Here is a 26,223-nt window from a genome sequence, read left to right as displayed (position 1 = left end):
CCCCCAGGCCATGAACAAGCGTTTCCTTTCGATCGCCGTGCTCATCGCGGCCCTGCTGGCATTCGGCAGCAGCGTCTTCGTCGTCGATCAGCGCCAGTACGCGATCGTCTTCACGCTCGGCGAATTCAAGCGCGACATCCGCGAACCGGGGTTGTACTTCAAGCTGCCGCCGCCGTTCCAGAACGTCATGTACTTCGATCGCCGCATTCTCACGATCGACACGCCCGACGCCGACCGCGTGCAGACGAGCGAGAAGAAGAACCTGCTCGTCGATACCTACGTGAAATGGCGCATCGCCGACCCGCGGCTGTTCTTCGTGAGCTTCCAGGGCAGCGAGCGCGGCGCACAGGACCGCATGGGCATCATCGTGCGCGAGGCGCTGCAGAACGCGATCACGCGCCGCACCGTCAACGACGTGAGTTCGTCGCAGCGCGACGCGATCATGGCCGAGGTGACGCAGGCGGTGGCCGAACGCGTGCGCGGCCTTGGCGTCGAGATCATCGACGTGCGGCTCAAGCGTGTTGACTTCGTGCCGGAGATTTCCGAATCGGTGTTCCGCCGCATGGAAGCCGAGCGCAAGCGCGTGGCGAACGAGCAGCGCTCGATCGGTTCAGCCGAGGGCGAGAAGATCCGCGCCGATGCTGATCGCCAGCGTGAGGTCATCCTCGCCCAGGCCTACAGCGAGGCTCAGACCATCAAGGGCGAGGGAGATGCCAAGGCCGCCGCCATCTATGCCGAGGCTTTCGGCCAGAACCCGGAGTTCGCGGCGTTCTATCGCAGCCTCGACGCCTACAAGCAGAGCTTTGGCAAGGGCGGCAACGTGATGGTGGTTGACCCGTCGTCGGACTTCTTTCGCTACTTCCGGCAGTCGGGCGGCGCGGCCGGCGCACGCAAGTAGGGCAGGGGCGGCGAAAAGGCTAGAATCGACGTTTTGCTTTTTCGCCCTGCAAGGCGCTGACGGCCGTGCCCAAGTGGCTGCTTCCTGAACACATTTCCGACCTCCTGCCTGCGGACGCGCGCATTCTCGAAGAACTGCGCCGCTCGCTGCTGGACCTCTTTCGCGGTTACGGCTACGAGCTCGTGATGCCGCCGATGCTGGAGTACATCGAGTCACTCCTCACCGGCACCGGCAGCGATCTCGACCTGCGCACGCTCAAGCTCGTCGACCAGCTTTCCGGTCGCACGATGGGCCTGCGCGCCGACATCACGCCGCAAGTCACGCGCATCGATGCCCACCTGCTTAACCGCAGCGGGATCGCGCGCCTGTGCTACTGCGGCAGCGTGCTGCATGCGCGTCCGCGCGGCCTACATGCGTCGCGCGAGCCGATCCTGATCGGCGCCGAGATCTACGGCCACGCCGGGATCGAGGCCGACATCGAGATCTGCGAGATGGCGCTCGGCGCGCTGGCGCTGTCCGGCGCGGGGCAGGTGCGCATCGATCTGTCGCATGTCGGCATCGCGCGGGCGTTGCTCGGGCGTGCCGGGCTCGCCGGTGATGGCGCCGCGGACGTGATTGCGGCGGTCAAGCGCAAGGACATCGCGGCGATCCGCGCGAGCGACACACTTGATGCCGAGGCGCGCGCTGCCTTCGAGGTGCTGTGCGGCCTGTACGGTGACGCGTCGGTGGTGGAGCGCGCGCGCTCCGCGCTGCCGGCCGATCCGGCGATCACTCAGGCGCTCGACGATCTCGCGCGTCTCGCGGCCTCGCTGCCGGCCGCGCGCGTGACCGTCGATCTGGCCGATCCGCACGGCTTCCAGTACCACACCGGCATCACCTTCGCGGTGTACTGCGCCGACTGGCCGGCGGCCATCCTGCGCGGTGGCCGCTATGACGAGGTGGGCCGGGCCTTCGGTCGCGCGCGTCCGGCCACCGGTTTCTCGCTCGACCTGCGCGAGCTCGCCACGCTGCTGCCCGACCCGGCGCCTCGGCTTGCGATCCGCGCGCCCTGGTCGGACGATGCGGCACTGCATGCGCTGGTACGACGCCTGCGTGCCGAAGGCGAAATCGTGATCCAGGACTTCCCGGGCCACGAGCACGATCCCGATGAATTCAGTTGCGACCGCAACATCGTCCGCACCGCCGAAAGCTGGCTGGTGCAGGCGCTCGACGAGCCCCGAGGGGCCTGAAACACCATGAACGCTGCTTTCCGCAACATCGTCGTCATCGGTACCCAGTGGGGCGATGAGGGCAAGGGCAAGGTCGTCGACCTGCTGACCGACAACGCCAGCGGCGTGGTCCGCTTCCAGGGCGGCCACAACGCCGGCCACACCCTCATCATCGATGGCAAGAAGACCATCCTGCGGCTGATCCCGTCGGGGATCATGCGGCCCGAGGTCACCTGCTACATCGGCAACGGCGTCGTGCTCTCGCCCGAGGCGCTGTTTAAGGAAATCGAGGAGCTCGAAGCCGCCGGCCTCGACGTGCGCGGCCGCCTGCGCATTTCCGAAGCCTGCCCGCTCATCCTCCCGTACCACATCGCCATCGACCAGGCGCGCGAAGCCAAGCGCGGCGACGCCAAGATCGGCACGACCGGTCGCGGCATCGGCCCGGCCTATGAAGACAAGGTCGCCCGCCGCGCGATCCGTCTGCAGGACCTGCTCGACGCCGCCACCTTCGAGACCCGCCTGCGCGAAGTGCTCGACTTCCACAACTTCATGCTCGTGAACTACCTCGGCGCGCTGGCGGTGGAATTCGAGCGTGTGCGCGACGAGACGCTCGGCTACGCCGAGCGCCTGCGCCCGATGGTCGGCGACGTGTCGGCGCTGCTCTACGACGCCAACCAGCGCGGCGAGAACCTGCTGTTCGAAGGCGCGCAAGGCTCGCTGCTCGACATCGACCACGGCACCTATCCCTACGTGACCAGCTCGAACTGCGTCGCGGGCGCGGCCTGTGCCGGCGCCGGTGTCGGTCCGCAGCGCTTGCACTACGTGCTCGGCATCACCAAGGCCTACACGACGCGCGTCGGCTCGGGCCCGTTCCCGACCGAGCTGTTCGACGACGTCGGCCGCAAGATTGCCGAAGTTGGCAAGGAGTTCGGCTCGGTCACGGGTCGCCCGCGCCGCTGCGGCTGGTTCGATGCCGCCGCGCTGCGCCGCTCGGCCCAGCTCAACGGCATCTCGGGCCTGTGCGTGACCAAGCTCGACGTGCTCGACGGCTTCGAGACCGTGCGCCTCGGCGTCGGCTACCGCGTCGACGGCAAGGAAGTTGCGCTGCTGCCCTTCGGCGCCGCGAACGTCGAGGGCTGTGAGCCGGTCTACGAGGAATTCCCGGGCTGGAACGAATCGACTTTCGGCGTGACTGAATACGACAAGTTGCCCGAGAACGCGCGTCGCTACCTGACGCGTCTGAGCGAGGTCTGCGGCGTGCCGATCGACATCATCTCGACCGGCCCCGACCGCGCCCACACCATCGTCATGCGTCATCCGTTCAAGGGCTGAAAGGAGCCGCGCGAATGAACGACCTCTTCGTGACCTGGGAGGAGTACCACGACCTCGTCGAGGATCTGGCGGTGCTCGTCCACGAGTCGGGCTGGGAGTACGACCAGATCCTGTGCCTCGCCCGCGGCGGCACGCGCATCGGTGACGTGTTCTCGCGCATCTTCGAGAAGCCCTACGCAATCCTCACGACGAGCTCGTACCGCGAGGATTCGGGCACGAAGCAGAGCACGCTCCTCATCGCCGACCATTTCACCTCGACGACCAAGGAACTCGGCCGTCGCGTGCTGCTGGTGGACGATCTGGCCGATTCGGGCAAGACGATCGTTCAGGTCATCGACCATCTGCGTGCCAAGTACCCGCAGATCGAGGAAGTGCGCACCGCCGTGCTGTGGCACAAGGCGCATTCGGTCTACAAGCCGGATTACGCGGTCAGGTTCCTGACGACGAATCCGTGGATCCATCAGCCCTTCGAGCTGTACGACCACATGCGGATCGACACGCTGCTCAGGCGAGCGGCCCAGCGTCGCAGCGATGCGGCATCGCAGGACTGAGGCAGGAAGCGCAGTCATGACGAATGCAATCGCCGTCGGAATTCCGGCATTCGCGTTCGTCAACCGGCAAAGGCAGCTTCGGCTGCCTTTTTCATTTGCGCTTCGCCTGTCTTTTCGGCGCGACAGATTGCAAAAGACATGCGCTGCAAAAGGGCAAAAAAAATCCGGCGAATCGTTTGACGATTGCCGGATTTCGTTTTGCCGCCATTTGAACGATTTGCAAATCGAATCGATTCAAACCGCTTTCTTGGCAACTGGTGCTTGCCTTGAAGGCATCACCAACTGTTTGGTGCCCAGGAGAGGACTCGAACCTCCACGGAGTTACCCGCTAGTACCTGAAACTAGTGCGTCTACCAATTCCGCCACCTGGGCAGGTGTTTTCGTGATTCCCGAAACCTTGTGAATCTCAGTCGTTGCTGTTGACTGCTTGTTTCGTGAACTGCGAAAGGCTGCGACTATAGAGTGTCTTAACGAAAAACGCAAATGCCAGATCACAACGTGTCGCAAGAGTCCGACTTTCATCCGTATCCGATCCCGAGCCGCGAAGACATCCTGCGCGTCCTGCGCGCTTCGCCCGCGCTGCTCACTCCCAACCAGCTCGCGGCCCAGCTCGGCGTGACCGAGCGCGAATTCGATGGCTTCTCGCGCCGGATCGCCGCGATGGAACGTGACGGGCAGCTGCTGCCCAACCGCAAGGGCGTGCTGCTGCTCGCGACCAAGCTCGATTTCATCGCCGGCCGCGTGATCGGCCATCGCGACGGATTCGGCTTCCTGCATCCCGACGACGGCGCCCAGGACATCTACCTGCCGCCGAAGGAAATGCTCAAGGTGCTGCACGGCGACCGCGTGCTCGTGCGCGTGACCGGCACCGGCCGCAACGGGCGCTCCGAAGGCAGCATCGTCGAGGTGACCGAGCGGCGCACCGACAAGCTCGTCGGCCGCTTCATCAGCGAGCGCGGCGTGCATGTGGTGGTGCCGGAAGACCAGCGCATCAAGCATGACATCCTCATCCCGCCCGGCGAGGCACGCAGCGCCCAGCCGGGGCAGGTGGTGGTAGCGCAGATCATCGAGCAGCCGTCGCGCTATTCGCAGCCGATCGGCCGCGTAATTGAGGTGCTCGGCGAGATCGACGATCCGGGCATGGAGATCGAGATCGCGGTGCGCAAGTTCGATGTGCCGCACGTGTTCTCGGACGCGGCCAAGGCGCTCGCCGCCAAGCTGCCCGACGAGGTGCGCGCCAAGGATCTCAAGGGCCGCGTCGATCTGCGCGACGTGCCGCTCGTGACCATCGACGGCGAGGACGCGCGCGACTTCGACGACGCCATCTACTGCGAGCGCTTCTCGACCGGCCGCGGTCGCACGAAGAAGGAGCTGTTCCGTCTGCTCGTGGCGATCGCCGACGTGAGCCATTACGTGACGCCTGGCGACGCGCTCGACACCGACGCCGTCGAGCGCAGCACCTCCGTGTACTTCCCGCGCCGCGTCATCCCGATGCTGCCCGAGAAGCTCAGCAACGGCCTGTGCTCGCTGAACCCGGACGTTGACCGCCTCTGTCTCGTGGCCGACATGGTCATCGACATGACGGGCGAGATCACCGCCTACCAGTTCTATCCGGCGGTGATGCACAGTCAGGCGCGCTTCACCTACACCGAGGTGTGGAACATCCTCAGCAACCCGGAGTTCGCGGCCCAACTGCCCAAGCCGCGCGCCGCGCTCGTGCCGCACCTGCAGGACGCCTACGACCTGTTCAAGGTGCTGCTCGCGCACCGGCAGCAGCGCGGCGCGATCGAGTTCGAGACGACCGAGACCTACATCGTCTGCAACTCGGTGGGGAAGATCGAGCAGATCATTCCGCGCACCCGCAACGACGCGCACCGGCTGATCGAGGAATGCATGCTGGCCGCCAACGTGAGCGCGGCCGACTTCATCCTGCGCAGCAAGCATGCGGCGCTGTTCCGCATCCACGAAGGCCCGACGCCCGAGAAGCTCAACAACCTGCGTGCGCTGCTCAAGACCATCGGCATGAGCCTCGGCGGCGGCGACGAGCCGACTCCGGGCGACTACGCGAAGCTGATGGAAGCCATCAAGCAGCGCGCCGACGCGCCGCTGCTGCAGACGGTGCTGCTGCGCTCGATGCAGCAGGCGATCTACTCGCCGGACAACGTCGGCCACTTCGGCCTCGCGTACGCGGCCTACACGCACTTCACGAGCCCGATCCGGCGCTATCCCGACCTGCTCGTGCATCGCACGATCAAGGCCATCCTCGAAGGTCGTCAGTACCTGCCCGACGCGCCGCTGCCGGCCGGCGAGAACGCCGCGCCGGTCAAGGCCGACCTGCGCAGCCGCAGCGCGCGCGGCAAGCAGGCCCAGGCCGAGACGCACGAACGCTGGGAGCGTCTGGGCGCGATGTGCTCGGCCAACGAGCGCCGCGCCGACGACGCGAGCCGTGACGTGCAGGCCTGGCTCAAGTGCTTCTACATGCGCGAGCGCGTGGGCGAGCAGTACTCGGGCCGCATCTCGGGCATCGCGCCCTTCGGCGTGTTCGTCACGCTCGACAACCTCTACGTCGAGGGCATGGTGCATGTGAGCGAACTGGGCGCGGAGTACTTCCAGTTCAACGAGGCCTTCCACGAGCTGCGCGGCGAGCGCACCGGCCAGCGCTACCGGCTGGGCGACGCGATCCATGTGCAGGTGAGCCGCGTCGATCTGGAGGCACGCAAGATCGACTTCCGCCTCGTGAAGGGCAATACGCATGAGGAGCTGTCGCGCGCGGCGTCGCGCGCGGTGGCGGCCGAGGCGCGCCTGAAGGACGGCGGCGAAGGCGAGGGCGGCAAGGCGCCGGCCAAGCGCGCGCCGACCAAGCGCACGGCCGAGCAGGTGGCGGCATCGAAGGCGGGCTCGCAGGCCAAGGCGCGCCGCGCCGAGATCCGCAAGACGCGCGGCAGCGGCGGTCCCGCCAAGCCGTCGCGCAAGCGCAAGCCGCGCTGAGTCTTTACGGGCCTCGCGGCAGCGCCGCCGGGCCCGTTCCCCATTCCGGCCGCTGCTGCATCATGCGCGGCCGTTTTCATTTCGAGCATCCATGAGCAAACCCAGCAAGGTCCTGCACGGCTTCCATGCCGTCACCGCCCGCCTGCGCCACGCGCCCGCCAGCATCAAGCAGCTTTACGTCGAGGCGAGCCGGCGCGACAAGCGCATGCAGGACTTCATCCAGCGCGCGACCGAGGCCGGCCTCAAGCTCGCGCCCGTCGATGCGGCGCGCCTGACCGGCGTGGCCGGCACCGATCGCCATCAGGGCGTGGCGGCGGTGGTGGACGAGATCGAGATCGCCCGCACGCTCGACGACGTGCTCGACCTCATGCCCGAGGGCCAGGACGCGCTGCTGCTGGTGCTCGACTCGATCACCGATCCGCACAACCTCGGCGCCTGCCTGCGCGTGGCCGACGGCGCGGGCGCGCATGCGGTGGTCGCGCCCAAGGACCGCGCGGCCGGTCTGAGCGGCGTCGCGGCCAAGGCGGCGAGCGGCGCGGCTGAGTCGATGCCCTACGTCGTCGTCACCAACCTCGCGCGCAGCCTGCGCGAGATGAAGGACGCCGGCCTGCGCGTGATCGGCACGGCCGACGACGCGCCGCGCAGCATCTACGAAGCCGACCTGACCGGCCCGATCGCCCTCGTGCTCGGCGCCGAAGGCGAGGGCATGCGCCGACTCACGCGCGACACCTGCGACGAGCTGGTGAGCATCCCGATGGCCGGCGCGGTCGAGAGCCTGAACGTGTCGGTGGCAAGCGGCGTTTGCCTGTACGAGGCGGTGCGCCAGCGCGGCAAGCGAGGCTGATGCCGGGCGCTGGCGCAACCGCCGCCGGATGCCGGCGCAGCTGACGCCGGGCACCGGCGCGGTCATGCCCGGCGTGTCACAAACCCCTGTGCCACCGCAGCAGGCACGCAGGAACGCGGGACTAGAATCGCCCGCGTCTTTCACCGGAGCAGTCGTCCATGTCCCTCATCCAACGCGCCGCGCGCGCACTCACCGTCGCCACGCCCGTCCTTCTGCTCGCCGCCTGCGCCAGCCAGCCCAAGAACGAGCCGCCGACCGACAAGCCCGCGCCCGAAACCATCTCGGCCGCCGAACTCGGCCAGCCTGTGCCGGTGCCCGCGCCCGCGCCTGCCGTCATCGTGGCCGAGCCGGCCAAGGCCGATCTCGACGCGTACAAGCGTGTCGTGGCCGAGCGCATCGCCGCCACCTCGCGCCTCGCGATGAAGCAGGACGCGCCGCGCCCCGCCGACACCGCGCTCAAGGGCGTGACCGTGGTCGGCCTGCAAGTGCATGAAGACGGCAAGATCGACCGCGCCTGGGTCGTGCGCTCGTCGGGTGACGACAAGCTCGACCAGGCCGCCGTCGCCAGCGTCACGAGCATCCAGCCGCTGCCGCTGCCGCCCGAGAACACCACGCTCGGCCTCGGCTACACGATCTTCTCGGAGTCGTGGCTGCACCGCGCCGACGGCCGCTTCCAGCTCATCTCCAAGACGTTGACGGCAGGCAGCGGTCCGGCGCTGGCCGCTACCACGGCCAAGCCCGCCACGCAGACGGCCCAGGCCAAGCCGGTCACCAAGACGGCCAGCACCGGCGCTGCCTCGACGCGCGCCTCGGCCAGCCGCTGATCGATGCGGCGGCGTCAGGCGGTGGCTTCGGCCGCCGCCGACCGGGGCGACGCAAGGCCGCCCCTGCTTCCCTTCCTCATCCTGCTTGCCGGCGGAAGCTGCATCGGCTTCGCGGCGATCTTCGTGCGCCTGTCCGAAACCGGGCCGGTCGCGAGCGCGTTCTGGCGCATGGCGATCGCGGCGCCGGTGCTGGCGCTGCTGGCCGCGCGGTGCTCGTCCGCGGCCGCGACATCGCCTGCCGCGGCGATGGTTCAGACCGGATCGACCGCCGTGTCGGCCACCGTCGAGCCCGTCTGGCGCGACCGGGCCGTCTGGGCCACGGCCGCCTGCTTCGCGGCCGATCTCGCGGTCTGGCATTTCTCGATCGTCTTCACAACCGTCGCCAACGCGACGCTGCTCGCCAACTTCGCGCCGATCGTGCTGACGCTCGGCCTGTGGTGGTTGCGTGGCCAGCGGCCGGGCGCGCGCTTCGCGCTCGGCGGGCTGCTCGCGCTGGCCGGCGCGGCGGCGCTGACGCGCCCTGGCGCGGCCTCCGCGGCGCGGCCCGACGCGCTGGTCGGCGATGCGCTCGGGCTTGCGACGGCCTTCTTCTACGCGGGCTACATGGTCGCGCTCAAGCAGGCGCGGGCGCGGCATGACGCGCTGCGGCTCATGGCCTGGTCGAGCGCCTTCAGCGCGGCGCTCCTGCTGCCGGTGGCACTCGGCTTCGCCGTGCTGACCGGCAGCCCGCTGCTGCCCGCGAGCGGGTCCGGCTGGAGCTTGCTGCTGGCGCTCGCGCTGGTCACGCAGGTCGCGGGGCAGACGCTGATCGCCCAGGCCTCGGCACATCTGCCGGTCGCCCTCGCGAGCCTGACCCTGCTCGTGCAGCCGCTGGTCGCGGCGCTCGCGGGCTGGGCCATCTTCGGCGAGGCGCTCGGGCCGGCGCAGATCGCCGGCGGCGTGGCGATCCTGTGCGGCGTTCAGCTCGCGCGTGCGAACCCGGCGGCCGAGACCGTGCCGGGCGACGAGGACGTTGCGGCGGTGGCCGGCGACAGGGGCTCGCCGGCCACCGCCGCAACGTCGGCTGCCGCCACCGCTGGCCCGGACCTCCGCCCGACCCGCACCGATTGCAGCGGCAGCGCCCGCGACGGTGCCACCCGATAACCCGCGACCAGCGCCTTCAGCGCCGGCAGCGCGCGCTCGTGCTCGGCCGCGTCGCGGGCGTCGAGCACCGCGACCACCCAGGACTCGCCGTCGCGGCCGAAGGCGATCGTCTGGCGCGCGGCGGCCGGATCGCGGCTCGCGACGACCAGCGTCGGCCAAGGCGCGCCATCGGCGGCGGGCAGGGCGGCGCCGCGCACCGCCGTGAGCGCGAGCGAGCCGCCGAGGGCGCGGTCCTGCTCCTGCTCGATCAGCTCCTCGATGCTCGCCGCGCTGGCGCCCTCGAACACCCGCACGATGATCCGTGCCGGCGCCTGCACGAAGTCGCCGCCCGTTGGCACCAGCACGATCTGTTGCAGGCGCGGACTCCAGTCCTCGTCCTCCGCCCAGCCGGCCGGCAGCACCAGCTTCGGCCGGTCCCACACGCAGGCCGCTTCGCCGCAGGGAACGATGCGGCGTTCGAGTTCGGCCACGACGGGCCGGCCGGGTGTCAGCGCGGCGCAGGCGACGAACAGCAGCACCACGAGGCGCGGCATCGTGCGTCGCGTGAGCGCGCCGCCGCCCGTTCCGGCGCGCCGCGCCACCTTCGGCGTGGTTGCCATCGCCGACACGGCTGCCGTTGTCGTTGTCGCCCTGGTTGCCTTGGCGCCCGGGCAGGTGTTCCCGTCCGCCGCAATTCCGATGGCGCGCGCGCGCCGCTGCTGAGAATCTTTGTCCATGCCGCAAGCCTAGCGGCTCGCGCCGACCGTCTCGTGGCGCTCACAACTTCCGGAGCCGCCCATGCGCTTCCTGCGCCCCGCCATGCCCGCCGACCTCGATGCGCTGCTCGATCTCGCGCGCCAGGCCGGCAGCGGCCTCACCACGCTCAAGCCCGACCGCGCGCTGCTGGCCGAGCGGCTCGACCGCGTCGCGGGCTCCTTCGGCCAGACCCTGCCCGAGGCCGAGCGCGACTACCTCTTCGTGCTGCAGGACGTGGCCGACGGGAGCATCGGCGGCGTGTCGGCGGTGCGCGCGGCGGTCGGTCTCGACGACGCCTTCTACAACTACCGCGTCGGCAGCCTCGTGCATTCGAGCCGCGAACTGGGCATCTGGAACGCCATGCCCACGCTCTTTCTCGTCAACGACCTCACGGGCGCGGCCGAGCTGTGCAGCCTGCTGCTGCGCGGCGACTGGCGCGGCGGCGTCGCGGGGCGCCTGCTGTCGAAGGCCCGGCTCGGCTTCATCGCCGAGTTCCGTGCGCTGTTCGGCGACGAGGTCTGCGCCGAGCTGCGCGGCTACCAGGACGACGACGGCCGCGTGCCGTTCTGGGAAGGCCTCGGGCGCTGCTTCTTCGGCATGGACTTCGAGCGTGCCGACGACCTGTCCGCGCGCGGCCGCAAGTCCTTCATCGCCGAGCTGATGCCCAAGTACCCGCTCTATCTCGACCTGCTGCCGCGCGCCGCGCGCGAGGCGGTCGGCCGCGTGCATCCGGCCACGCTGCCGGCGCGCAAGCTGCTGGAGGCCGAGGGCCTGCGCGACCAGGGCTACGTGGACATCTTCGATGCCGGCCCGGTGCTTCAGGCGCGCATTGCCGAACTGCGCGTGATGCGGCACAGCCGGCGCCTGCCGGCCGGCGAGGTGGGGCTGAAGCGCACGCGGGCGCGGGGTGGGGCGGAATCTGCCGAGGCGGGTGGCCGTGCATCGGCGGGCGCGCGCGCGGCCGCTGCGCCGGCCGCGTCCGGCGCAGCGGCATCATCCCGGGCGCAGCCTGTGCCGGCCGACGCCGGCTCGTCCGTTCCGGCCCAGCCCGTCGTCGCCGAGCCGACCGCGCACTGGCTCGTCGCCAGCACCGCGCTCGCCGGCTGGCGCGCCATCGCCTGGCCCGGCGACGCGGGCGCGCCGCGTCCGCTCGATGCCGAGGCGCTCGCGCTGCTGAACCTTACGCCCACCGATCCGGTGCGCATCTACCGACTCTGAAGCCATGCCAACCCGCGAATTCAACTTCGACGGCCTCGTCGGCCCGACGCACAACTTCGCCGGCCTGTCGCACGGCAACGTGGCCTCGCAGGCGCATCGCGCGGCGCCGTCCAATCCGCGCGCGGCCGCCTTGCAAGGGCTTGCAAAGATGCGCGCGCTGGCCGATCGCGGCCATGCCCAGGCGGTGCTGCCGCCGCATCCGCGCCCCGACTGGGGCCTGCTGCGTGCGGTCGGCTTCGACGGGCGCGATGCCGAGGCGCTCGACCACGCCGCGCGCGCCGCGCCCGCGCTGTACGCCGCCGCCTGGTCGGCGGCCGCGATGTGGACCGCCAATGCCGCCACCGTCAGTCCCTCGGCCGACTGCGCCGACGGCCGGGTGCATTTCACGCCGGCCAACCTCAACGAGAAGCTGCATCGCGCCGGCGAGCACCGCTTCACCGCGCGCGTGCTGCGCCGCGTGTTCGGCGCGACCAACCATTTCGCCGTGCACGACGCGCTGCCGGGCAGCCCGGCGCTCGGCGACGAGGGCGCGGCCAATCATTCGCGCTTTTGTGCCGACCATGGCGCGCCGGGCGTCGAGCTGTTCGTGTACGGCAAGCGCGCCTTCGCGCCCGACGCGCCCGCGCCGAAGCGCTTCCCCGCGCGCCAGAGCGACGAGGCAGGCCGAGCGATCGCTCGGCTGCACCGGCTCGCGCCGGGGCGCGTCGTGCATGCCCAGCAGCATCCGGCGGCGATCGACGCCGGCGTGTTCCACAACGACGTGATCGCGCTCGCTCACCGCGATGTGCTGCTGTCGCACGAGATGGCCTTTCTCGATGAAGGCGGCACGCTCGGCGCGCTGCGCGCCGCGCTCGATCCGTTGCCGCTGCGCCATCTGCGCGTGAGCCAGCACGATGTGCCGCTGGCCGACGCGGTGGCGAGCTATCTGTTCAACAGCCAGCTGCTCGACCGCGACGACGGCCGTTTCACGCTCGTGGTGCCGGCCGAGTGCCGACGCATCGCCAGCGTCGCGCGCTGGCTTGATGCGCGGCTCGACGAGGGCGAGGTGATCGCCGACCTGCTCGTCGCCGATCTCGGCGAAAGCATGCGCAACGGCGGCGGCCCGGCCTGCCTGCGGCTGCGCGTGGTGCTTACCGCCGAGCAGGCGGCGGCGGTGCATCCGGGCGTGCTGTTCACGCCGGCGCTGCACGACCGCCTCGCCGACTGGGTGAAGCGGCATTACCGCGACCGGCTCGCGGCCGAGGATTTGCGCGATCCGGCGCTGGCGGGGGAGGTGGCGCGAGCGCTCGCGGAGCTGGAGGCGGTGCTGGATCTGCCGGGGCTGTATTCGGGCTTCGGCGGGTAGCGGGCGGCGTGTGTTGCGGAACGTCCCTGGCTTGAATGCCGCAAGGGCGGTTGCAGGGCCTGGGCGGCGGTAGCGGGAGTTCTGGCCGAGGGCGGCGACGTGTCCGAGGCGGATGCGGTGGGGCAGTGCAACGCGCGGCTTGTGGCTCCGCACCCGGCGGCGCGAAGCGCCGCCATCGGCCGTCGAGCATTCACGAGCGGTCGGGCGGGGGCAGGCGGGTGGCGGGCGCCTCCGGCAAGCCGGGCGGGGTGGTCGGGCGCGGGTGAGCGCCTGTGGCGCTCAGGTCCGCATGTCTGAGCCTTGCCCCATCGGGGCAAGGCGAGTTGGCGGACCGGCCCGCGCCCGACCGCCCCGTCCGGGAACCCTCGCGCGCAGCGCGAGGGCGCCGTCGGGCAAGCCCGTCACCCGCCTGCCCCCGCCCGACCGCGAACCCGAGAAAACCGCCCGCAACGCCAGCGCCGTCAGGCCTTGAAGGCAAACAACTGAGGCTGATCCTTCCGGTACACCCGCAGCCACATCAGCGTCGCCGGCAGCAGCGCCGTGATCGCGAACCACAACGCATCCTCCGCATCCGGACTCGTCGGATCGGCGATGGCGCGCGCCGCCGCGTTCCAGCCCGCCCAATCGATCTCCGGCAGCAGCGGCCGAGTCGCCTCCGGCACGCCCGCGAGCGCGTCGCTGACGGTCTTGGTCTGGAGCAGGACCTCGGTGCGGGTGAGGCGCGAGCGCAGGAATTCCTGCTGCTCGACACCTTCGATGAGGGTGAGCACCGCCGAGCCGGCGTCCTCGACGATGGTGAGAAGGGCGCTGTTGAGCATGTCGTGAATGGTCTGAATGGAAGTCGCAACCGGCCCTCCAGCGATCCGCATGCCAGCCGCGCTTTGTGCCGAACCCGACAAACGCGCCATGGTTTGTCACCCGATTGCGTGATGCTTGATCCAGCGCAACCGTGTTTCCCTAGGTGAAAGTCGCGTCCTGGCGCGCTTCTTGACCACGGGAACGGAGCTTGCACCTCGGCACCCAGCGCAACCCTCTCAATGGAGCATGGGCATGATCGACACCGCCATCGTCGGCGCCGGAGTCTGCGGACTCGAACTCGCCGCGCGCCTGCAAGCGCTCGGCGCCAGCTTCACCGTCTTCGAGGCACGCGACCGCATCGGCGGCCGGGTGCTGACGAAGCCCGCCGCGAGCGGCGGCGCGCTCGATCTCGGACCAACCTGGTTCTGGCCCGATACCGAGCCGCGCATCGCGCGCCGACTGGATGAGCTCGGTCTGGCCAGCTTCCCGCAGCACGACAGCGGCACCGTGCTCAAGCTCGACGACCCCAACAAGGCTGCCGAGCCGGCCGAGTACTCGGGTGTGCACGGCGGCGCGCGCCGCATCGTCGGCGGCAGCGTGCGGCTGGTCGAGGCGCTGGCGGCGCGGCTGCCGGCGGGTTCGATCGAATTCGGCAGCCAGATCGTCTCGGTCGTCGATCACGGCGACCACGTCGAGCTGGGCATCCGCGCCGGCGGCATCGACCGCAGCGTGAGCGCGAAACGCGTGGTGTTCGCGCTGCCGCCGCGCCTCGTGGCCCAGGACGTGAGCTTCTCGCCCGCGCTGCCCGAGGCGCTCGCCGCCTCGCTCGCCGCGACGCGCACCTGGATGGCCGACCAGGCCAAGGCCGTGGTCGAGTACCCGACCGCCTTCTGGCGCGACGCCGGCCAGTCGGGCAATGCCTTCGTCAGCCATGCCCAGGTCATGCTCCACGAGATCTTCGACGCCTGCGATGCCGACGCGAGCACCGCCGCTCTCGGCGGCTTCGTGGCGCTGCCGCCCGAGGTGCGCACCGCGATCCGCGCCGGCCTGTCGCTATTGGTGTCGAGCCAGATGGTGCAGGTGTTCGGCGTCGCGGCCGACAGCGAGAAGCTCAACTACCAGGACTGGTCGACCGAGCGCTTCACCGCGAGCGAGGCCGACAAGGCCAGCTTCAACGACGGGCCGCCGGTGTATGGCGACGCGATGCTGCGCCGCGCCTGGTGGGACGGCCGGCTGCACTTCGGCGGCACCGAGAGCGCGAGCTATGGCGCCGGTCACATGGAAGGCGCGCTCGAAGCCGCCGCCCGCATCCTGCGCGCGCTGCCCGCCGCGCGTCCCGCCACCAGCACCGGAGCCGCCATGACCGACGAACGCCCCGCCGCCTTCACCGAGTTCGCCACCTGGGTCACGATCCAGCGCGCCTCGGCACCCGAGCGCTACAAGAAGCTGCTGCATCAGCTCATGAGCACCCAGCAGTCGGAGCAGCTGCTCCAGCGCGCGGTGCTCGGCGCGGTCGAGCAGGTGTACAGCGAGGCGCTCGCGCGGCTGGAGGAAACCGACCTTGGTAACGTGACCGGCATGGTGGTGCAGGGCAAGTCGAGCCTCACGCCGCTCGCGCTCGGCGCCTTTGCGGGCTTCAGCAAGGCGATGCTGGACGCGGCGATCGCGTTCAACCGCACCTCCTGCGCGATGTCGAATTTCCCCGACGAGGCCAAGCCCCAGGCCGATTACATCGACGTGATCGTGCGTGACCTCGCGGCCGCCTGGCGCGAATTCGCGATGGCCGTCAACGAGCTGCTGCTGAGCAAGACCGGCGCGAAGGATCACGCGCCGGGTTGAGGCCGCACGGCGGGCGCGCCGACTGGCCCGCCCGCTCGCGGCGCGAGCGGGGCCGTGCTTGTGGCGCCGGGCCCACGTGCGATTACGGGGCCGCCGCGTCCACCAGTTGGGGCTGCTCGACCGGCGGCAGTGTCATCTTCTGCGCCGGATCGGGTCGGCGCTCGCGGTCGAGCGGCGCGAGGCGCTGCGGCCGGCCGGTCGTCAGCGCGCGTTCGATCGCCGCGATCACGCGCACGTCCGCCAGACCCTCCTCGCCGTCGGGCTCGGGCAGGCGGTCGTTCAGGATGCAATCGCTGAAGTACTTCAGCTCGCCGCCGAACTGGTCGGTCTCGTCGAAGGTCGTCGACACCGCTTCCTGGCCCTTGCGCAGCACATGGCCGAGCGGCATGCCGAACATGAAGCCCGGATTCACCTCCAGATCGCCCTTCGTCCCGACGATGCGGTACTGGTCCACCGGATTGCCCGCGTAGCTGACGCAGAACTGCGCCAGCCGTCCGCCCGGAAAGCGCAGCGTCGCGCTCACCGTGTCGTCGAAATCGAAGCCCGCGCCGGGCGTGCGCGTGCCGACGGCCATCACTTCTTCCGGCTCGGCGCCGAACACGGCGCGCGCCGCGTTGATCGGGTACGGCCCCATGTCGGCCACCGGCCCGGCCCAGAAGCCGTGATGCGCGCGGTGATTGGCCGCATGCACCTGCTGTGCGAACACCGATGAGAACAGATGCACCTCGCCCAGTTCGCCCGCGCGCACGAGGCGCAACGCCTCCAGCGTCGCAGGCTCGAAGTGCAGGCGGTAGGCAATCATCAGCTTCGCGGTCGAGCGGCGCGCGGCTTCGAGGATGGCGGCGCAATCGGCCTCGCTCGTGGCCATCGGCTTTTCGAGCAGCACGTGGATGCCGGCGTCGAGCGCCTTCACCGCGAAGTCGCGGTGCATGAAGTTGGGCAGCGCGAGGTAGATCGCGTCGATGTCGCCGCTTTCGAGCAGCCAGTCGTAGTCGGCATAGGCATGGCTGGCGATGCCGTAATGCCGGCCGAGTTCGCGTGCCTTGCGCAGGTCGCCGGTGACGACGGCGGACAGCCGCGAATTGCCGGTGTGCGCGACGGCCGGCATCAGCGCCGATTGGGCGATCCAGCCGGCGCCGACAACGGCATAGCGCACGGATAGGGCGCTGTCGCGGGCGTGGCGGTTGCCGGCGCGGGCTGCCGCCGGAATGCGTGACGGGTTCATGGCGCCTTCCTCCGAGGTCGATGGAGGTGAATGTGCGCGTCGGCCCGGAGCGATGCCGTCATCCCTGCGGTGATCCGCTTGCAGGACGTGGCGGACAGCCGGCCCGGCGCGCGACTGCAAGCTGCGCCGCCGGCCGGCGCGAGGCCATCGGTGCTTGCCCGGCGGGGTTACTGCCAGTCGAGGTTGAGCTTGATCGGCTTGCCCGCCTGTACGTCGAGGGCGCGGATCTGCTCGCGTCCGTCGAGCGTGGCCGACAGCTGGTACTGGCCCGGCGGCAGGTCGATGAGCATGAAGGGCCCGTCGGCGGTGGCATCGATGAGGCTGTTGCCCGCCGTGTCGGTCACCACCACATGCGTGTCGCTCGCGTAGGCGGCGCGACCGCCGCTGCGCTGGGTGAACATCAGAGACACCGGCCACTTGCCCATCTCGGCGCGCATCGCCTTCGATTCGTCGAGGCCGATGCCGCCGCTGGTCCAGCGCAGCAGCCCTTGCGTGCGCACCGGCGGGAGGGCGTCGGCGGCGAGGGCGGGCATGACGGCGCCGACGAGCGCGCAGACCAGCACGGCCACCCGCAGGCGAGGGGGCACCAGCCGCGAGCCGGCGCTACCCCGGGCAACGCCCGCCGGCGCGCGGGGCAGGCTGGCGGTGCTGTCGCGTTCGGGACGGCGGCGCATGGCGGGCGGCGCGGCGGCGATCAGCCCAGCTTCGCGAGCTGCTCGCGCACCTTCTCCAGCGTGGCGCTGAAGCCGGCGAGCCGCTCGCGTTCCTGCGCCACCACGGCGGGCGGCGCGCGATCGACGAAGCTCGCGTTGCCGAGCTTGCCGGTGCATTTGCCGATCTCGCCTTCGAGCCGCGCGATCTCCTTGGCCAGACGAACCTTCTCGGCCTCGACATCGATCTCGATGTGCAGCATCAGCCGGTTCGTGCCCACCACCTGCACCGGCGCGTTCGCGTCGGCCGGCAGCGCCGCGACGACCTGCACCTCGCTCAGCTTTGCAAGCGCTTGCAGATAGGGCGCGAAAGCCTTGAGTTCGGCCTGCGCCTCGTCGGTCTCGCCGGCGGCAATGAGCGGCACGCGCTCGGCCGGCGACAGGCCCATCTCGCCGCGCAGCGCGCGGCAGCCGTCGATGTGCGCCTTCAGCCGCGCGACCCAGGCCTCGCTCGTCTCGTCGATCTTGGCCGGGTTTGCGACCGGGTAGGCGGCCAGCATGATCGTCGCGTCGTCGGCCAGCGGGTAGCCCGCGAGCGGCGCGACCTTCTGCCACAGCTCCTCGGTCACGAAGGGAATGACCGGATGCGCGAGCCGCAGCACGGTTTCGAGCACGCGCAGCAGCGTGCGGCGGGTGCCGCGCTTGTGCTCGGGCGTGCCGGTCTGGAGCTGGACCTTGGCGAGTTCGAGATACCAGTCGCAGTACTCGTCCCATACGAACTGGTAGATGGCGCTGGCCACGTTGTCGAGGCGGAACTCCTTGAACGCGGCTTCCACCTCGGCCTCGACGCGTTGCAGGCGCGAGGCGATCCAGCGATCGGCCGGGCCGAAGTCGTTGTAGCCGCCGGGGCCGCAGTCGTGGTCGGCGCAGCTCTCGACGCCGCGGTCGTAATCGTTCAGGCCCTCGATCTGCATCAGCACGAAGCGCGTCGCGTTCCAGAGCTTGTTGCAGAAGTTGCGGTAGCCCTCGCAGCGCTTGGTGTCGAAGTTGACGTTGCGGCCGAGCGTCGCGTAGCTGGCCATCGTGAAGCGCAGCGCGTCGGCGCCGTAGGCCGGCATGCCCTCGGCAAACTGCTTGCGCACCCGCTTCTCGATCTTGGGCGCGTCCTGCGGGCGACGCAGGCCGGTCGTGCTCTTGGCGACGAGCGCGTCGATGTCGATGCCCTGGATGAGGTCCACCGGATCGAGCGTGTTGCCCTCCGACTTGCTCATCTTCTTGCCCTCGGCGTCGCGCACCATGCCGTGGATGTACACGGTCTCGAACGGCACCTTGCCCGTGAAGTGCATGGTCATCATGACCATGCGCGCGACCCAGAAGAAGATGATCTCGTAGCCCGTGACCAGCACGCTCGACGGCAGGAAGTGCGCGAGTTCGGGCGTCTCCTCGGGCCAGCCGAGCGTGCTGAAGGGCACGAGCGCCGAGCTGAACCAGGTGTCGAGCACGTCGCTCTCGCGCGTGAGTTCGCCGGTGTAGCCGGCCGCCGCCGCCTTGGCCTTCGCCTCGGCCTCGTCGCGCGCGACGAACACCTCGCCGCCCGCGCCGTACCAGGCCGGAATCTGGTGGCCCCACCAGAGCTGGCGCGAGATGCACCAGTCCTGGATGTTGTTCATCCAGTGGTTGTAGGTGCTGGTCCAGTTCTCGGGCACGAACTTCACGCGGCCGTCGGCGACGACTTCGGTCGCGACTTCCGTGATGCTCTTGCCGGGGAAGCGCGTGCCTTCGGGCGCGGGCTTGGTCATCGCGACGAACCACTGGTCGGTCAGCATCGGCTCGATCACGACGCCGGTGCGGTCGCCGCGCGGCACCTTGAGCTTGTGCGGCTCGACCTTCTCGACCAGACCGAGCGCGTCGAGGTCGGCCATGACCTGCTCGCGCGCCTTGAAGCGGTCGATGCCGCGGTACTTCTCGGGCGCCTCGTCGTTGATGGTGGCGTCGAGCGTGAGCACGCTGATCATCGGCAGACCGTGGCGCTGGCCGACCTGGTAGTCGTTGAAGTCGTGCGCGGGCGTGACCTTCACCACGCCGGTGCCGAATTCACGGTCGACGTAGTCGTCGGCGATGACGGGAATCTCGCGGTCGGTCAGCGGCAGCTTGACCATCTTGCCGATGAGGTGGGCGTAGCGCTCGTCCTCGGGATGCACCATGACGGCCGTGTCGCCGAGCATGGTCTCGGGCCGGGTGGTGGCGACGACGAGCTGGCCGCTGCCGTCGGCGAGCGGATAGCGCAGGTGGTAGAGCTTGCCGTCCTCTTCCTCGCTCACGACTTCGAGGTCGGACACGGCGGTCTTCAGCACCGGATCCCAGTTGACGAGGCGCTTGCCGCGATAGATGAGGCCCTGCTCGTGCAGGCGCACGAACACCTCGGTGACGACCTTCGAGCACTTCGCGTCCATCGTGAAGTACTCATGGTTCCAGTCCACGCTGGCGCCGACGCGGCGCATCTGCTGCGTGATCGTGCCGCCCGAGTGCTCCTTCCAGGCCCAGACCTTCTCCAGGAACTTGTCGCGGCCGAGGTCGTGGCGCGAGATCTTCTGCTGGTCGAGCTGGCGCTCGACGACGATCTGCGTCGCGATGCCGGCGTGGTCCACACCCGGCACCCACAGCGTGTTGTGGCCCTGCATGCGGTGCCAGCGCGTGAGGCTGTCCATGATCGTCTGGTTGAACGCATGGCCCATGTGCAGCACGCCGGTCACGTTGGGCGGCGGGAGCTGGATGGCGAAGTCGGGCCGGCCTTCGACGACGCGGGCGCTGGCGGCGCCGAGCGCCTCCCAGCGCGGTGCCCAGCGCTTTTCGATGTCTTGCGGTTCGAAGGACTTGGCGAGGTCGTTGGCGGACGCTGGCTTCTGGGAATCGGGCGCGGTCATGTGGGATGGCGTCGCTTGACGCTTGATGTTCGGCCTCGACGGGCGGATGCCGCCGGGCGCGTGGTTGTCGTGGGTGCGGGCGTCGCCGGCGGACGGGCGGCGCGCGGTCTGCGCGGTTGCCGGCCCGACCGACGGCGGAAAACGGACCGCGAATTATAGGGAGCGGGGTGGGCGCGGCGCCGGGCGGGCGGTCGGGAAGCGGCGTCTGGCTCGCGGCGCGGATGCCGGCGCGGCCCGCGATACCCCGCCGCGGCGGGCGCGTACCCCTGCGGACAAGGTCAGGCGTCGGGCGGGGCCGGCTTGTCGAGGCGGTCGAGTTCGTCGGCGACGGCATGCGCGACCAGATCGCCGACCGCGCTGACGAGCGCTGCCTCGATGCGCGCATGCAGGCGCGGCAGCTCGGCGGCGAGCACGTCGCCGACGGCTTCGGCGATGCGCTGGTCGAGCAGGTCGCCGAGGCGCGGGCGCAGCCGGGCGAGGAGGTCGTCGCGCAAGCGGACGGCGAGTTCGTCGGCCTCGGCGCGCAGGCTGGCCTCGGCCCGGGCGCGGATGTCGGCCTCGGTGGGGCGCGGGGCGTCAGCCGTGGCGGGCTCGTTGGCGCCGGCGGCTCGCGCGCCAAGGTCGGTGAGCGCGGTCGGCAGCGGACGGATGTGCGGCGTGAGAAGGGACGCGAAGGCGGCTTCGCCGCCGGCGATGTCGAGCGGCGGGAGCAGTTCGTCGCTCCTGGCGGCGTCGGCGGGGCGGTCGGTGACGGCGGCGTCGGGTTCGGGCGCCGGCACGGCGTGCGTGGCGCTGGCGCCGAGGGCTTCCCGCGACGCGCCGAAGGCCGGGCGCGGCGCGAAGGCCATGAGCGGCGAGGCGATCGGCTCGGTCATCACCGGCAGATCGTCGGGGTCGTAGTCGCCCGGCTCTGCAAGCGCCACGGGGGCGGGCGCGTCGAGCGGGGAGTCGGCGCCTCGGGAGGCGGGGAGGCCGGCTTCGGCTTCCGGCTGGGTTTCGGCTGTGGCTTCGGCCTCGGCCGTCGCGTGCGTCGGCGCTTCGGAGGCCGCGCCGTCCTCGGGGGCGGCGATCTGGAGCGCGGCAGGGGCATCCATGCCTGCCGCCGGTATCGCGCCGGCATCGGCAACCCCGCCGGGCGCCGATCCGTCCGCCGCCGGCGTACCGGCCTCGGGCGTCTCGATGATCTCGGTCAGTACCGGGATCGCGTCGTCGTCGTGGCGGCGGTGGAAGAGGCTGTAGACCATGGCGGGCGGGCGCGTTTCAGCGCTTGTTTTCCTGCGGGTGGTGTTCGAGGCGGTAGCCCCGGTCCTTGTAGAACTTCCAGCGCCGCCGGCCGGCCTCGGCATCGGCCGGATCGCGCCCGACGATCTCCATCAGGAAGTCGAAGCGCGAGAAGAACTTCGGCTCGCCGCCGAGATTCACGAGCACCTCGTGATGCGGCAGCGCCTCCGGCCCCGCGTCGCCGTCGGGCGTGAGGATGACCGGCGTGCGCGGCGCGAGCGCGTCGCCGGCCGCGACGTGCGGAATGAAGCTGAGCGGCTCGAAAGTCCACAGCGCCTGGTCGAAGCGTGCGAGGCGCTGGCGATCGGCGTCATGCACGACGAGGCGCCGGCCCTTCGCCACGCCCCGGCGGATCAGCTCGCAGGCATAGCGCATCGGGTCGGCGACGCCGGTGTAGAAGTGGACTTCGGTCATCGGTGGCGGAACAGGTTGCGGGCCGGACGCGAACGCCCGGCCCCGTGGACGCGGGCGGTCAGGCCGCCGCGCGCTGGCGCAGGAACTCGATCAGCAGCGGCACCGGACGGCCGGTCGCGCCCTTGGCCGCGCCGCCCTTCCAGGCGGTGCCGGCGATGTCGAGGTGGGCCCAGTCGTAGGCCTTGGTGAAGCGCGACAGGAAGCACGCCGCCGTCACCGAGCCGGCTGGCCGGCCACCGATGTTGGCCATGTCGGCGAAGTTGCTCTTGAGCTGCTCCTGGTACTCGTCGTCGAGCGGCAGACGCCAGGCCGGGTCGAGCATGGTCTTGCCGGCGGCGAGAAGCTGGTCGGCCAGCTCGTCGTTCTTGCTGAACAGGCCGCTGTTCACGCCGCCGAGCGCGATGATGCAGGCGCCGGTGAGCGTGGCGATGTCCACCACGGCCGCCGGCTTGAAGCGCTCGGCATAGGTGAGGGCGTCGCAGAGAATGAGGCGGCCCTCGGCGTCGGTATTGAGGATCTCAATCGTCTGGCCGCTCATCGACTTGACGATGTCGCCCGGCCGCGTCGCCGTGCCCGAGGGCATGTTCTCGCAGGTGGGAATCAGGCCGACCACGTTGAGCTTGAGGCCCAGTTCGACGAGCGCGCGGAAGGTGCCGAGCACGCTGCCGGCGCCGCACATGTCGTACTTCATCTCGTCCATCGCCTCGCCCGGCTTGAGGCTGATGCCGCCGGTGTCGAAGGTGATGCCCTTGCCGACGAGCACGACGGGCGCGGCCTTCTTCGCGCCGCCCGCGTAGTTGAGGACGATGAACTTGGGCGGCTCGACCGTGCCCGCAGTCACGCTCAGGAAGCTGCCCATGCCGAGCGCCTCGATGTCCTTGCGCTCCAGCACCTCGATCTTGAGCTTGCCCTTGAATTCCTTGGCGATGCCCTCGGCCGTCTCGGCCAGGTAGGTCGGCGTGCAGACATTGCCGGGCAGGTTGCCGAGCGTCTTGGTCAGCTCGATGCCGTTGGCGAGCGCCACGCCGGCGGCGATCGCGGCCTTCACTTCCTTCTCGTCGTCGGTGGCGAGGAAGAACACGCTGGCGAGCTTGGCGTCCTCGCCCTTGTCGCTCTTGAACTGCGTGAAGCGGTAGGTCGCGTCGCGCAGCGCGACGACGATCTGCTGCACCGCCCAGGCGGCATCGCGGTCGGCGAGGGCTTCGGCCGGGCCGAAGGCGACGCTCTTCGCGCCGGTGGCGAGCAGCGCCTTGACGCCGGGGCCGATCGCCTTGCCGAAGGTCTTGGCGTCGAGCTTGCCGGCCTCGCCGGCGCCCACCAGCAGCACGCGCTGAGCCTCGATGCCGGGCAGGCCGCGCAGCAGCAGCGTGCTGCCCGGCTTGCCGGAGATGTCGCCGCTCTTGACGGCCGCGGCGACGAGTCCGCCGGTCGCGGCATCAAGCGCCTGCGCGGCGATGCCGAGCGCGCCGCCCGTGTGGACGAGGGCGACGACGCAGTCGGCCGCGACGGTCTCGGGCTTGCCGACCTTCATGCTAAATTTCATTGGATTCCCCATTGCTTCGATCCGTGTGCGGGTCCGTCCTGGACCGGGCAGGCACCAAGGCCTGCAAGCGTGCACGCATCGCTCCCCCGCCTGATGATCTTCGAACGCGCGCTGCGCAAGGAACTGGTCGCCTCGGCCACCGGTGTCTTCATCACGCTGGTGACCATCGTCATCACGACGACACTCATCCGGATTCTAGGTCAGGCCGCAGCAGGCAAGGCCGGAGCGGATGCCGTCGTGCTGCTCATCGGCTTCGCGGTGCTCAACGTGCTGCCGATGCTGCTGGTGGTTACGCTGTTCATTTCCACGCTGCTCGTTCTCACGCGCATGTATGCCGACAGCGAGATGGTCGTGTGGTTCTCGTGCGGCGTGTCGCTGCGCGGCTTCATCCGGCCGGTGCTGAGATTTGCCGCGCCGTGGATCGCGCTGGTGCTCGCGTTCTCGATGTTCGTGTCGCCCTGGGCCAACCAGCAGGCGCGCGAGGTCGCGGCCCGCTTCGAGCAGCGCGACGACATCTCCAAGGTGGCGTCGGGCCAGTTCATCGAGACCGCCGGCCGCGACCGCGTGTTCTTCGTCGAGGATTTCGACGCCGTGGCCCGCCTCGTCACCAACGTGTTCGCGGCGCTGCGCGACGGCGACACCACGACGATGATCGTGGCGCGCGACGGCCATGTCGAAACCCGCGAGGGCGGCGAGCGCTACCTCGTGCTCGGCCCGGGCCGCCGCTACGCCTTCGAGACCGGCCATGCCGACGGCTCGATCGGCGAGTTCGACAGCTACGCGATCCGGCTCGAATCGCGCGCGGTGCAGTTCGCGCCGCCCGGCAGCGACGCCCGCACCATGACCGCCGCCCAGCTCGCCGCCGACACCACGCCCAAGGCGCGCGGCGAGCTGCTCTGGCGCATCGGCCTGCCGCTGCTCGCGCTCAATCTCGTGCTGCTCGCCATCCCGCTGGCCTTCGTCAATCCGCGCGCGGGGCGCTCGGCCAACCTGATCTTCGCGGTGCTGCTGTACGTCATCTACTGGCAGCTGCTGTCGCTGACGCAGGCGATGGTCGGTGGCGGGCGGCTGCATTTCGGCCTCGGCGTGTGGCTCGTGCACGCGCTTGTGGCCGGACTGATCGCGCTGATGTTCGCGCGTCGGTCTTCGTCGGCGAAGCTCGATCCCTTCTCGCTTCGGACCTGGCGCGTGCGCCTGGGCGGGGGCTGCAAGTGATCCTGCGCCGCTACCTCGCCCGACAGATCTGGGGCTCGATCGCGCTCGTGCTGTTCGCGCTCGTGGCGCTGTTCTTCTTCCTCGACCTGCTGCAGGAGATGGATGACGTCGGCCGCGCGGGCTACCGCTTCCATCACGCGCTCGTCTACGTCGCCTTGCAGATGCCTTCCACGCTGCGGCTGCTGCTGCCGTTGTCGGCGCTGATCGGCACCATCACCGCGCTGGCCCAGCTCGCGGCCGGGTCGCAATTCACGATCATGCGGGCGGCGGGGCTGTCGCCGCTCGGCGCGGTACGCGCGGTGCTGGGCGCGGCGCTGCTGCTCGTGGGCATCACCTTCGCGGTCGGCGAGTACGTCGCGCCGATGGCCGAAATCACGGCCGAGAAGCTGCGCCTCGGCCTGCTCGGCCGCGCGGCGTCCACCGACCTGCGCTCGGGCTTCTGGATCAAGGACGTGGTGTTCGACCCCGACGGCCGCCCGACCGGCGTGCGCTTCGTCAACGCGCGCGAGGTGCTGGCCGACGGCAGCCTCGCCGGCGTGCGCCTGTACGAGTTCGACGACGCGATGCGGCTGCAATCGTTCGCGGAGGCGAAGAGCGCGCGCTTCGAGCGCGACGATTCGCCCGCCGCCTCGGGCTGGCGCCTGCGCGACATCACCGAGACGCGGCTGAGCACGCGCGGCGCGGCGGCCAAGGCGCCGGTAGCCGCCGCGTCAGCTGCCGGCGCCGCCGGCCACGCCGCCTCGGCCACTGCCGCGCGCCTTGCCACGGACGCGATCACGCCGGCCACCCGCCCCGAACTCGCCTGGCGCAGCGAGGTCGTGCACGAGGCGGAGCGCCTGTGGCCGACCACGCTCGACGCGAGCATCGTGTCGTCGGCCTTCCTCAAGCCCGAGAACATGTCGGTGATGGCGCTGTGGAACTACGTCGAGCATCTCAAGCTCACACGCCAGCGCTCGCTCAAGTACGAACTGGCGCTGTGGAAGAAGATCGTCGATCCCATCACTGTCGCGGTGATGATGCTGCTCGCGCTGCCCTTCGCCTACCTTCACACCCGCTCCGGCGGGGTAAGCGTGAAGATCTTCGCCGGGATCATGATCGGCATCGCCTTCCACTTCCTCAACAACCTCTCGGCCCACCTCGGCCTGCTCAACGGCTGGCCGGCTTGGCTGCCAGCCGCCGCGCCGAGCCTGCTGGCGCTGCTGATCGCGGCCGGCTGGTTGCGCTGGGTCTCGCGGCACTGATTCCGGC

General features: G+C 70.2%; 21 protein-coding genes and 1 tRNA gene. 14 read left to right on the top strand and 8 right to left on the bottom strand.

Annotated elements, in window-relative coordinates:
* Nucleotides 1-10: 10 nt before the first annotated feature.
* From hflC to H566_RS29235, 5 genes are all read left to right on the top strand, one after another.
* Complete coding sequence (hflC, locus tag H566_RS0120105) at nucleotides 11-898, top strand: protease modulator HflC (RefSeq protein ID WP_028312843.1); 888 nt, start codon at nucleotides 11-13, stop codon at nucleotides 896-898.
* Between the two features lie 65 nt (nucleotides 899-963).
* Nucleotides 964-2,127, top strand: coding sequence for an ATP phosphoribosyltransferase regulatory subunit (locus H566_RS0120100; protein ID WP_028312842.1), 1,164 nt, complete (start codon nucleotides 964-966; stop codon nucleotides 2,125-2,127).
* A 6-nt stretch (nucleotides 2,128-2,133) separates the two neighbouring features.
* Nucleotides 2,134-3,438 (top strand): adenylosuccinate synthase, encoded by a 1,305-nt coding sequence (locus tag H566_RS0120095; RefSeq protein WP_028312841.1) that lies wholly within the window; start codon nucleotides 2,134-2,136, stop codon nucleotides 3,436-3,438.
* 14 nt (nucleotides 3,439-3,452) lie between these two features.
* On the top strand, nucleotides 3,453-3,989 hold the full coding sequence (locus H566_RS0120090) for a phosphoribosyltransferase (RefSeq protein WP_028312840.1): 537 nt from the start codon (nucleotides 3,453-3,455) through the stop codon (nucleotides 3,987-3,989).
* Between the two features lie 23 nt (nucleotides 3,990-4,012).
* The gene (locus H566_RS29235; protein WP_156924515.1) at nucleotides 4,013-4,201 is read left to right on the top strand and encodes a hypothetical protein; all 189 of its coding nucleotides are present in this window, start codon (nucleotides 4,013-4,015) and stop codon (nucleotides 4,199-4,201) included.
* Nucleotides 4,202-4,276: 75 nt separating this feature from the next.
* Here the strand turns inward: H566_RS29235 and H566_RS0120085 are convergent.
* Nucleotides 4,277-4,361 (bottom strand) — tRNA-Leu (locus H566_RS0120085).
* 111 nt (nucleotides 4,362-4,472) lie between these two features.
* On the opposite strand from H566_RS0120085, the gene rnr reads away from it, so the two are divergent.
* The 6 genes from rnr (at nucleotide 4,473) to astB (ending at nucleotide 13,086) form a co-directional block, all read left to right on the top strand.
* Nucleotides 4,473-6,977, top strand: coding sequence for a ribonuclease R (gene rnr, locus H566_RS26650; protein WP_084545318.1), 2,505 nt, complete (start codon nucleotides 4,473-4,475; stop codon nucleotides 6,975-6,977).
* Nucleotides 6,978-7,068: 91 nt separating this feature from the next.
* Nucleotides 7,069-7,821 (top strand): 23S rRNA (guanosine(2251)-2'-O)-methyltransferase RlmB, encoded by a 753-nt coding sequence (gene rlmB / locus H566_RS0120075; protein ID WP_028312839.1) that lies wholly within the window; start codon nucleotides 7,069-7,071, stop codon nucleotides 7,819-7,821.
* A 158-nt stretch (nucleotides 7,822-7,979) separates the two neighbouring features.
* Nucleotides 7,980-8,645 (top strand): energy transducer TonB family protein, encoded by a 666-nt coding sequence (locus tag H566_RS27790; protein ID WP_051379058.1) that lies wholly within the window; start codon nucleotides 7,980-7,982, stop codon nucleotides 8,643-8,645.
* Nucleotides 8,646-8,666: 21 nt separating this feature from the next.
* Nucleotides 8,667-9,788 (top strand): DMT family transporter, encoded by a 1,122-nt coding sequence (locus H566_RS26640; protein WP_245591412.1) that lies wholly within the window; start codon nucleotides 8,667-8,669, stop codon nucleotides 9,786-9,788.
* A gap of 777 nt (nucleotides 9,789-10,565) precedes the next feature.
* The gene (locus H566_RS26635) at nucleotides 10,566-11,741 is read left to right on the top strand and encodes an arginine N-succinyltransferase (RefSeq protein WP_051379055.1); all 1,176 of its coding nucleotides are present in this window, start codon (nucleotides 10,566-10,568) and stop codon (nucleotides 11,739-11,741) included.
* A 4-nt stretch (nucleotides 11,742-11,745) separates the two neighbouring features.
* Complete coding sequence (gene astB, locus H566_RS0120050; protein WP_028312837.1) at nucleotides 11,746-13,086, top strand: N-succinylarginine dihydrolase; 1,341 nt, start codon at nucleotides 11,746-11,748, stop codon at nucleotides 13,084-13,086.
* Nucleotides 13,087-13,547: 461 nt separating this feature from the next.
* Here the strand turns inward: astB and H566_RS0120045 are convergent, their stop codons facing one another.
* Nucleotides 13,548-13,904: a hypothetical protein gene (locus H566_RS0120045; RefSeq protein WP_028312836.1), complete on the bottom strand. Its 357-nt coding sequence runs from the start codon at nucleotides 13,902-13,904 to the stop codon at nucleotides 13,548-13,550.
* 232 nt (nucleotides 13,905-14,136) lie between these two features.
* Between H566_RS0120045 and H566_RS0120040 the strand changes: the two genes are divergently transcribed.
* Nucleotides 14,137-15,723, top strand: a complete 1,587-nt coding sequence (locus H566_RS0120040; RefSeq protein ID WP_028312835.1) for a flavin monoamine oxidase family protein — start codon at nucleotides 14,137-14,139, stop codon at nucleotides 15,721-15,723.
* 82 nt (nucleotides 15,724-15,805) lie between these two features.
* Here H566_RS0120040 and H566_RS0120035 read toward each other — a convergent pair whose 3' ends face one another.
* The 6 genes from H566_RS0120035 to H566_RS26630 all read right to left on the bottom strand — a co-directional run bounded on the left by H566_RS0120035 (nucleotide 15,806) and on the right by H566_RS26630 (nucleotide 23,772).
* Nucleotides 15,806-16,948, bottom strand: coding sequence for a Gfo/Idh/MocA family protein (locus H566_RS0120035; protein ID WP_051379054.1), 1,143 nt, complete (start codon nucleotides 16,946-16,948; stop codon nucleotides 15,806-15,808).
* A gap of 167 nt (nucleotides 16,949-17,115) precedes the next feature.
* Nucleotides 17,116-17,622 carry a carboxypeptidase-like regulatory domain-containing protein gene (locus H566_RS0120030; RefSeq protein WP_051379053.1) on the bottom strand — a complete coding sequence of 169 codons (507 nt, stop codon included), beginning with the start codon at nucleotides 17,620-17,622 and terminating at the stop codon, nucleotides 17,116-17,118.
* 20 nt (nucleotides 17,623-17,642) lie between these two features.
* Complete coding sequence (locus tag H566_RS0120025; RefSeq protein WP_028312832.1) at nucleotides 17,643-20,522, bottom strand: valine--tRNA ligase; 2,880 nt, start codon at nucleotides 20,520-20,522, stop codon at nucleotides 17,643-17,645.
* A 278-nt stretch (nucleotides 20,523-20,800) separates the two neighbouring features.
* Nucleotides 20,801-21,766, bottom strand: coding sequence for a hypothetical protein (locus H566_RS0120020; RefSeq protein WP_028312831.1), 966 nt, complete (start codon nucleotides 21,764-21,766; stop codon nucleotides 20,801-20,803).
* A 16-nt stretch (nucleotides 21,767-21,782) separates the two neighbouring features.
* On the bottom strand, nucleotides 21,783-22,217 hold the full coding sequence (locus tag H566_RS0120015; protein ID WP_028312830.1) for a DNA polymerase III subunit chi: 435 nt from the start codon (nucleotides 22,215-22,217) through the stop codon (nucleotides 21,783-21,785).
* A 58-nt stretch (nucleotides 22,218-22,275) separates the two neighbouring features.
* Nucleotides 22,276-23,772: a leucyl aminopeptidase gene (locus H566_RS26630; protein ID WP_156924514.1), complete on the bottom strand. Its 1,497-nt coding sequence runs from the start codon at nucleotides 23,770-23,772 to the stop codon at nucleotides 22,276-22,278.
* A 57-nt stretch (nucleotides 23,773-23,829) separates the two neighbouring features.
* Between H566_RS26630 and lptF the strand changes: the two genes are divergently transcribed.
* Complete coding sequence (gene lptF, locus H566_RS0120005; protein WP_156924513.1) at nucleotides 23,830-24,975, top strand: LPS export ABC transporter permease LptF; 1,146 nt, start codon at nucleotides 23,830-23,832, stop codon at nucleotides 24,973-24,975.
* On the top strand, nucleotides 24,972-26,216 hold the full coding sequence (lptG, locus tag H566_RS29530; RefSeq protein WP_034412276.1) for an LPS export ABC transporter permease LptG: 1,245 nt from the start codon (nucleotides 24,972-24,974) through the stop codon (nucleotides 26,214-26,216). Before lptF ends, lptG begins: the two co-directional genes overlap by 4 nt.
* Nucleotides 26,217-26,223: the final 7 nt, after the last annotated feature.

This window comes from Derxia gummosa DSM 723, from assembly GCF_000482785.1.
GTDB lineage: Bacteria > Pseudomonadota > Gammaproteobacteria > Burkholderiales > Burkholderiaceae_E > Derxia > Derxia gummosa.
The sequence above is the reverse complement of the archived record's forward strand: the minus strand, read 5'-3'. Positions and strand labels throughout refer to the sequence as shown.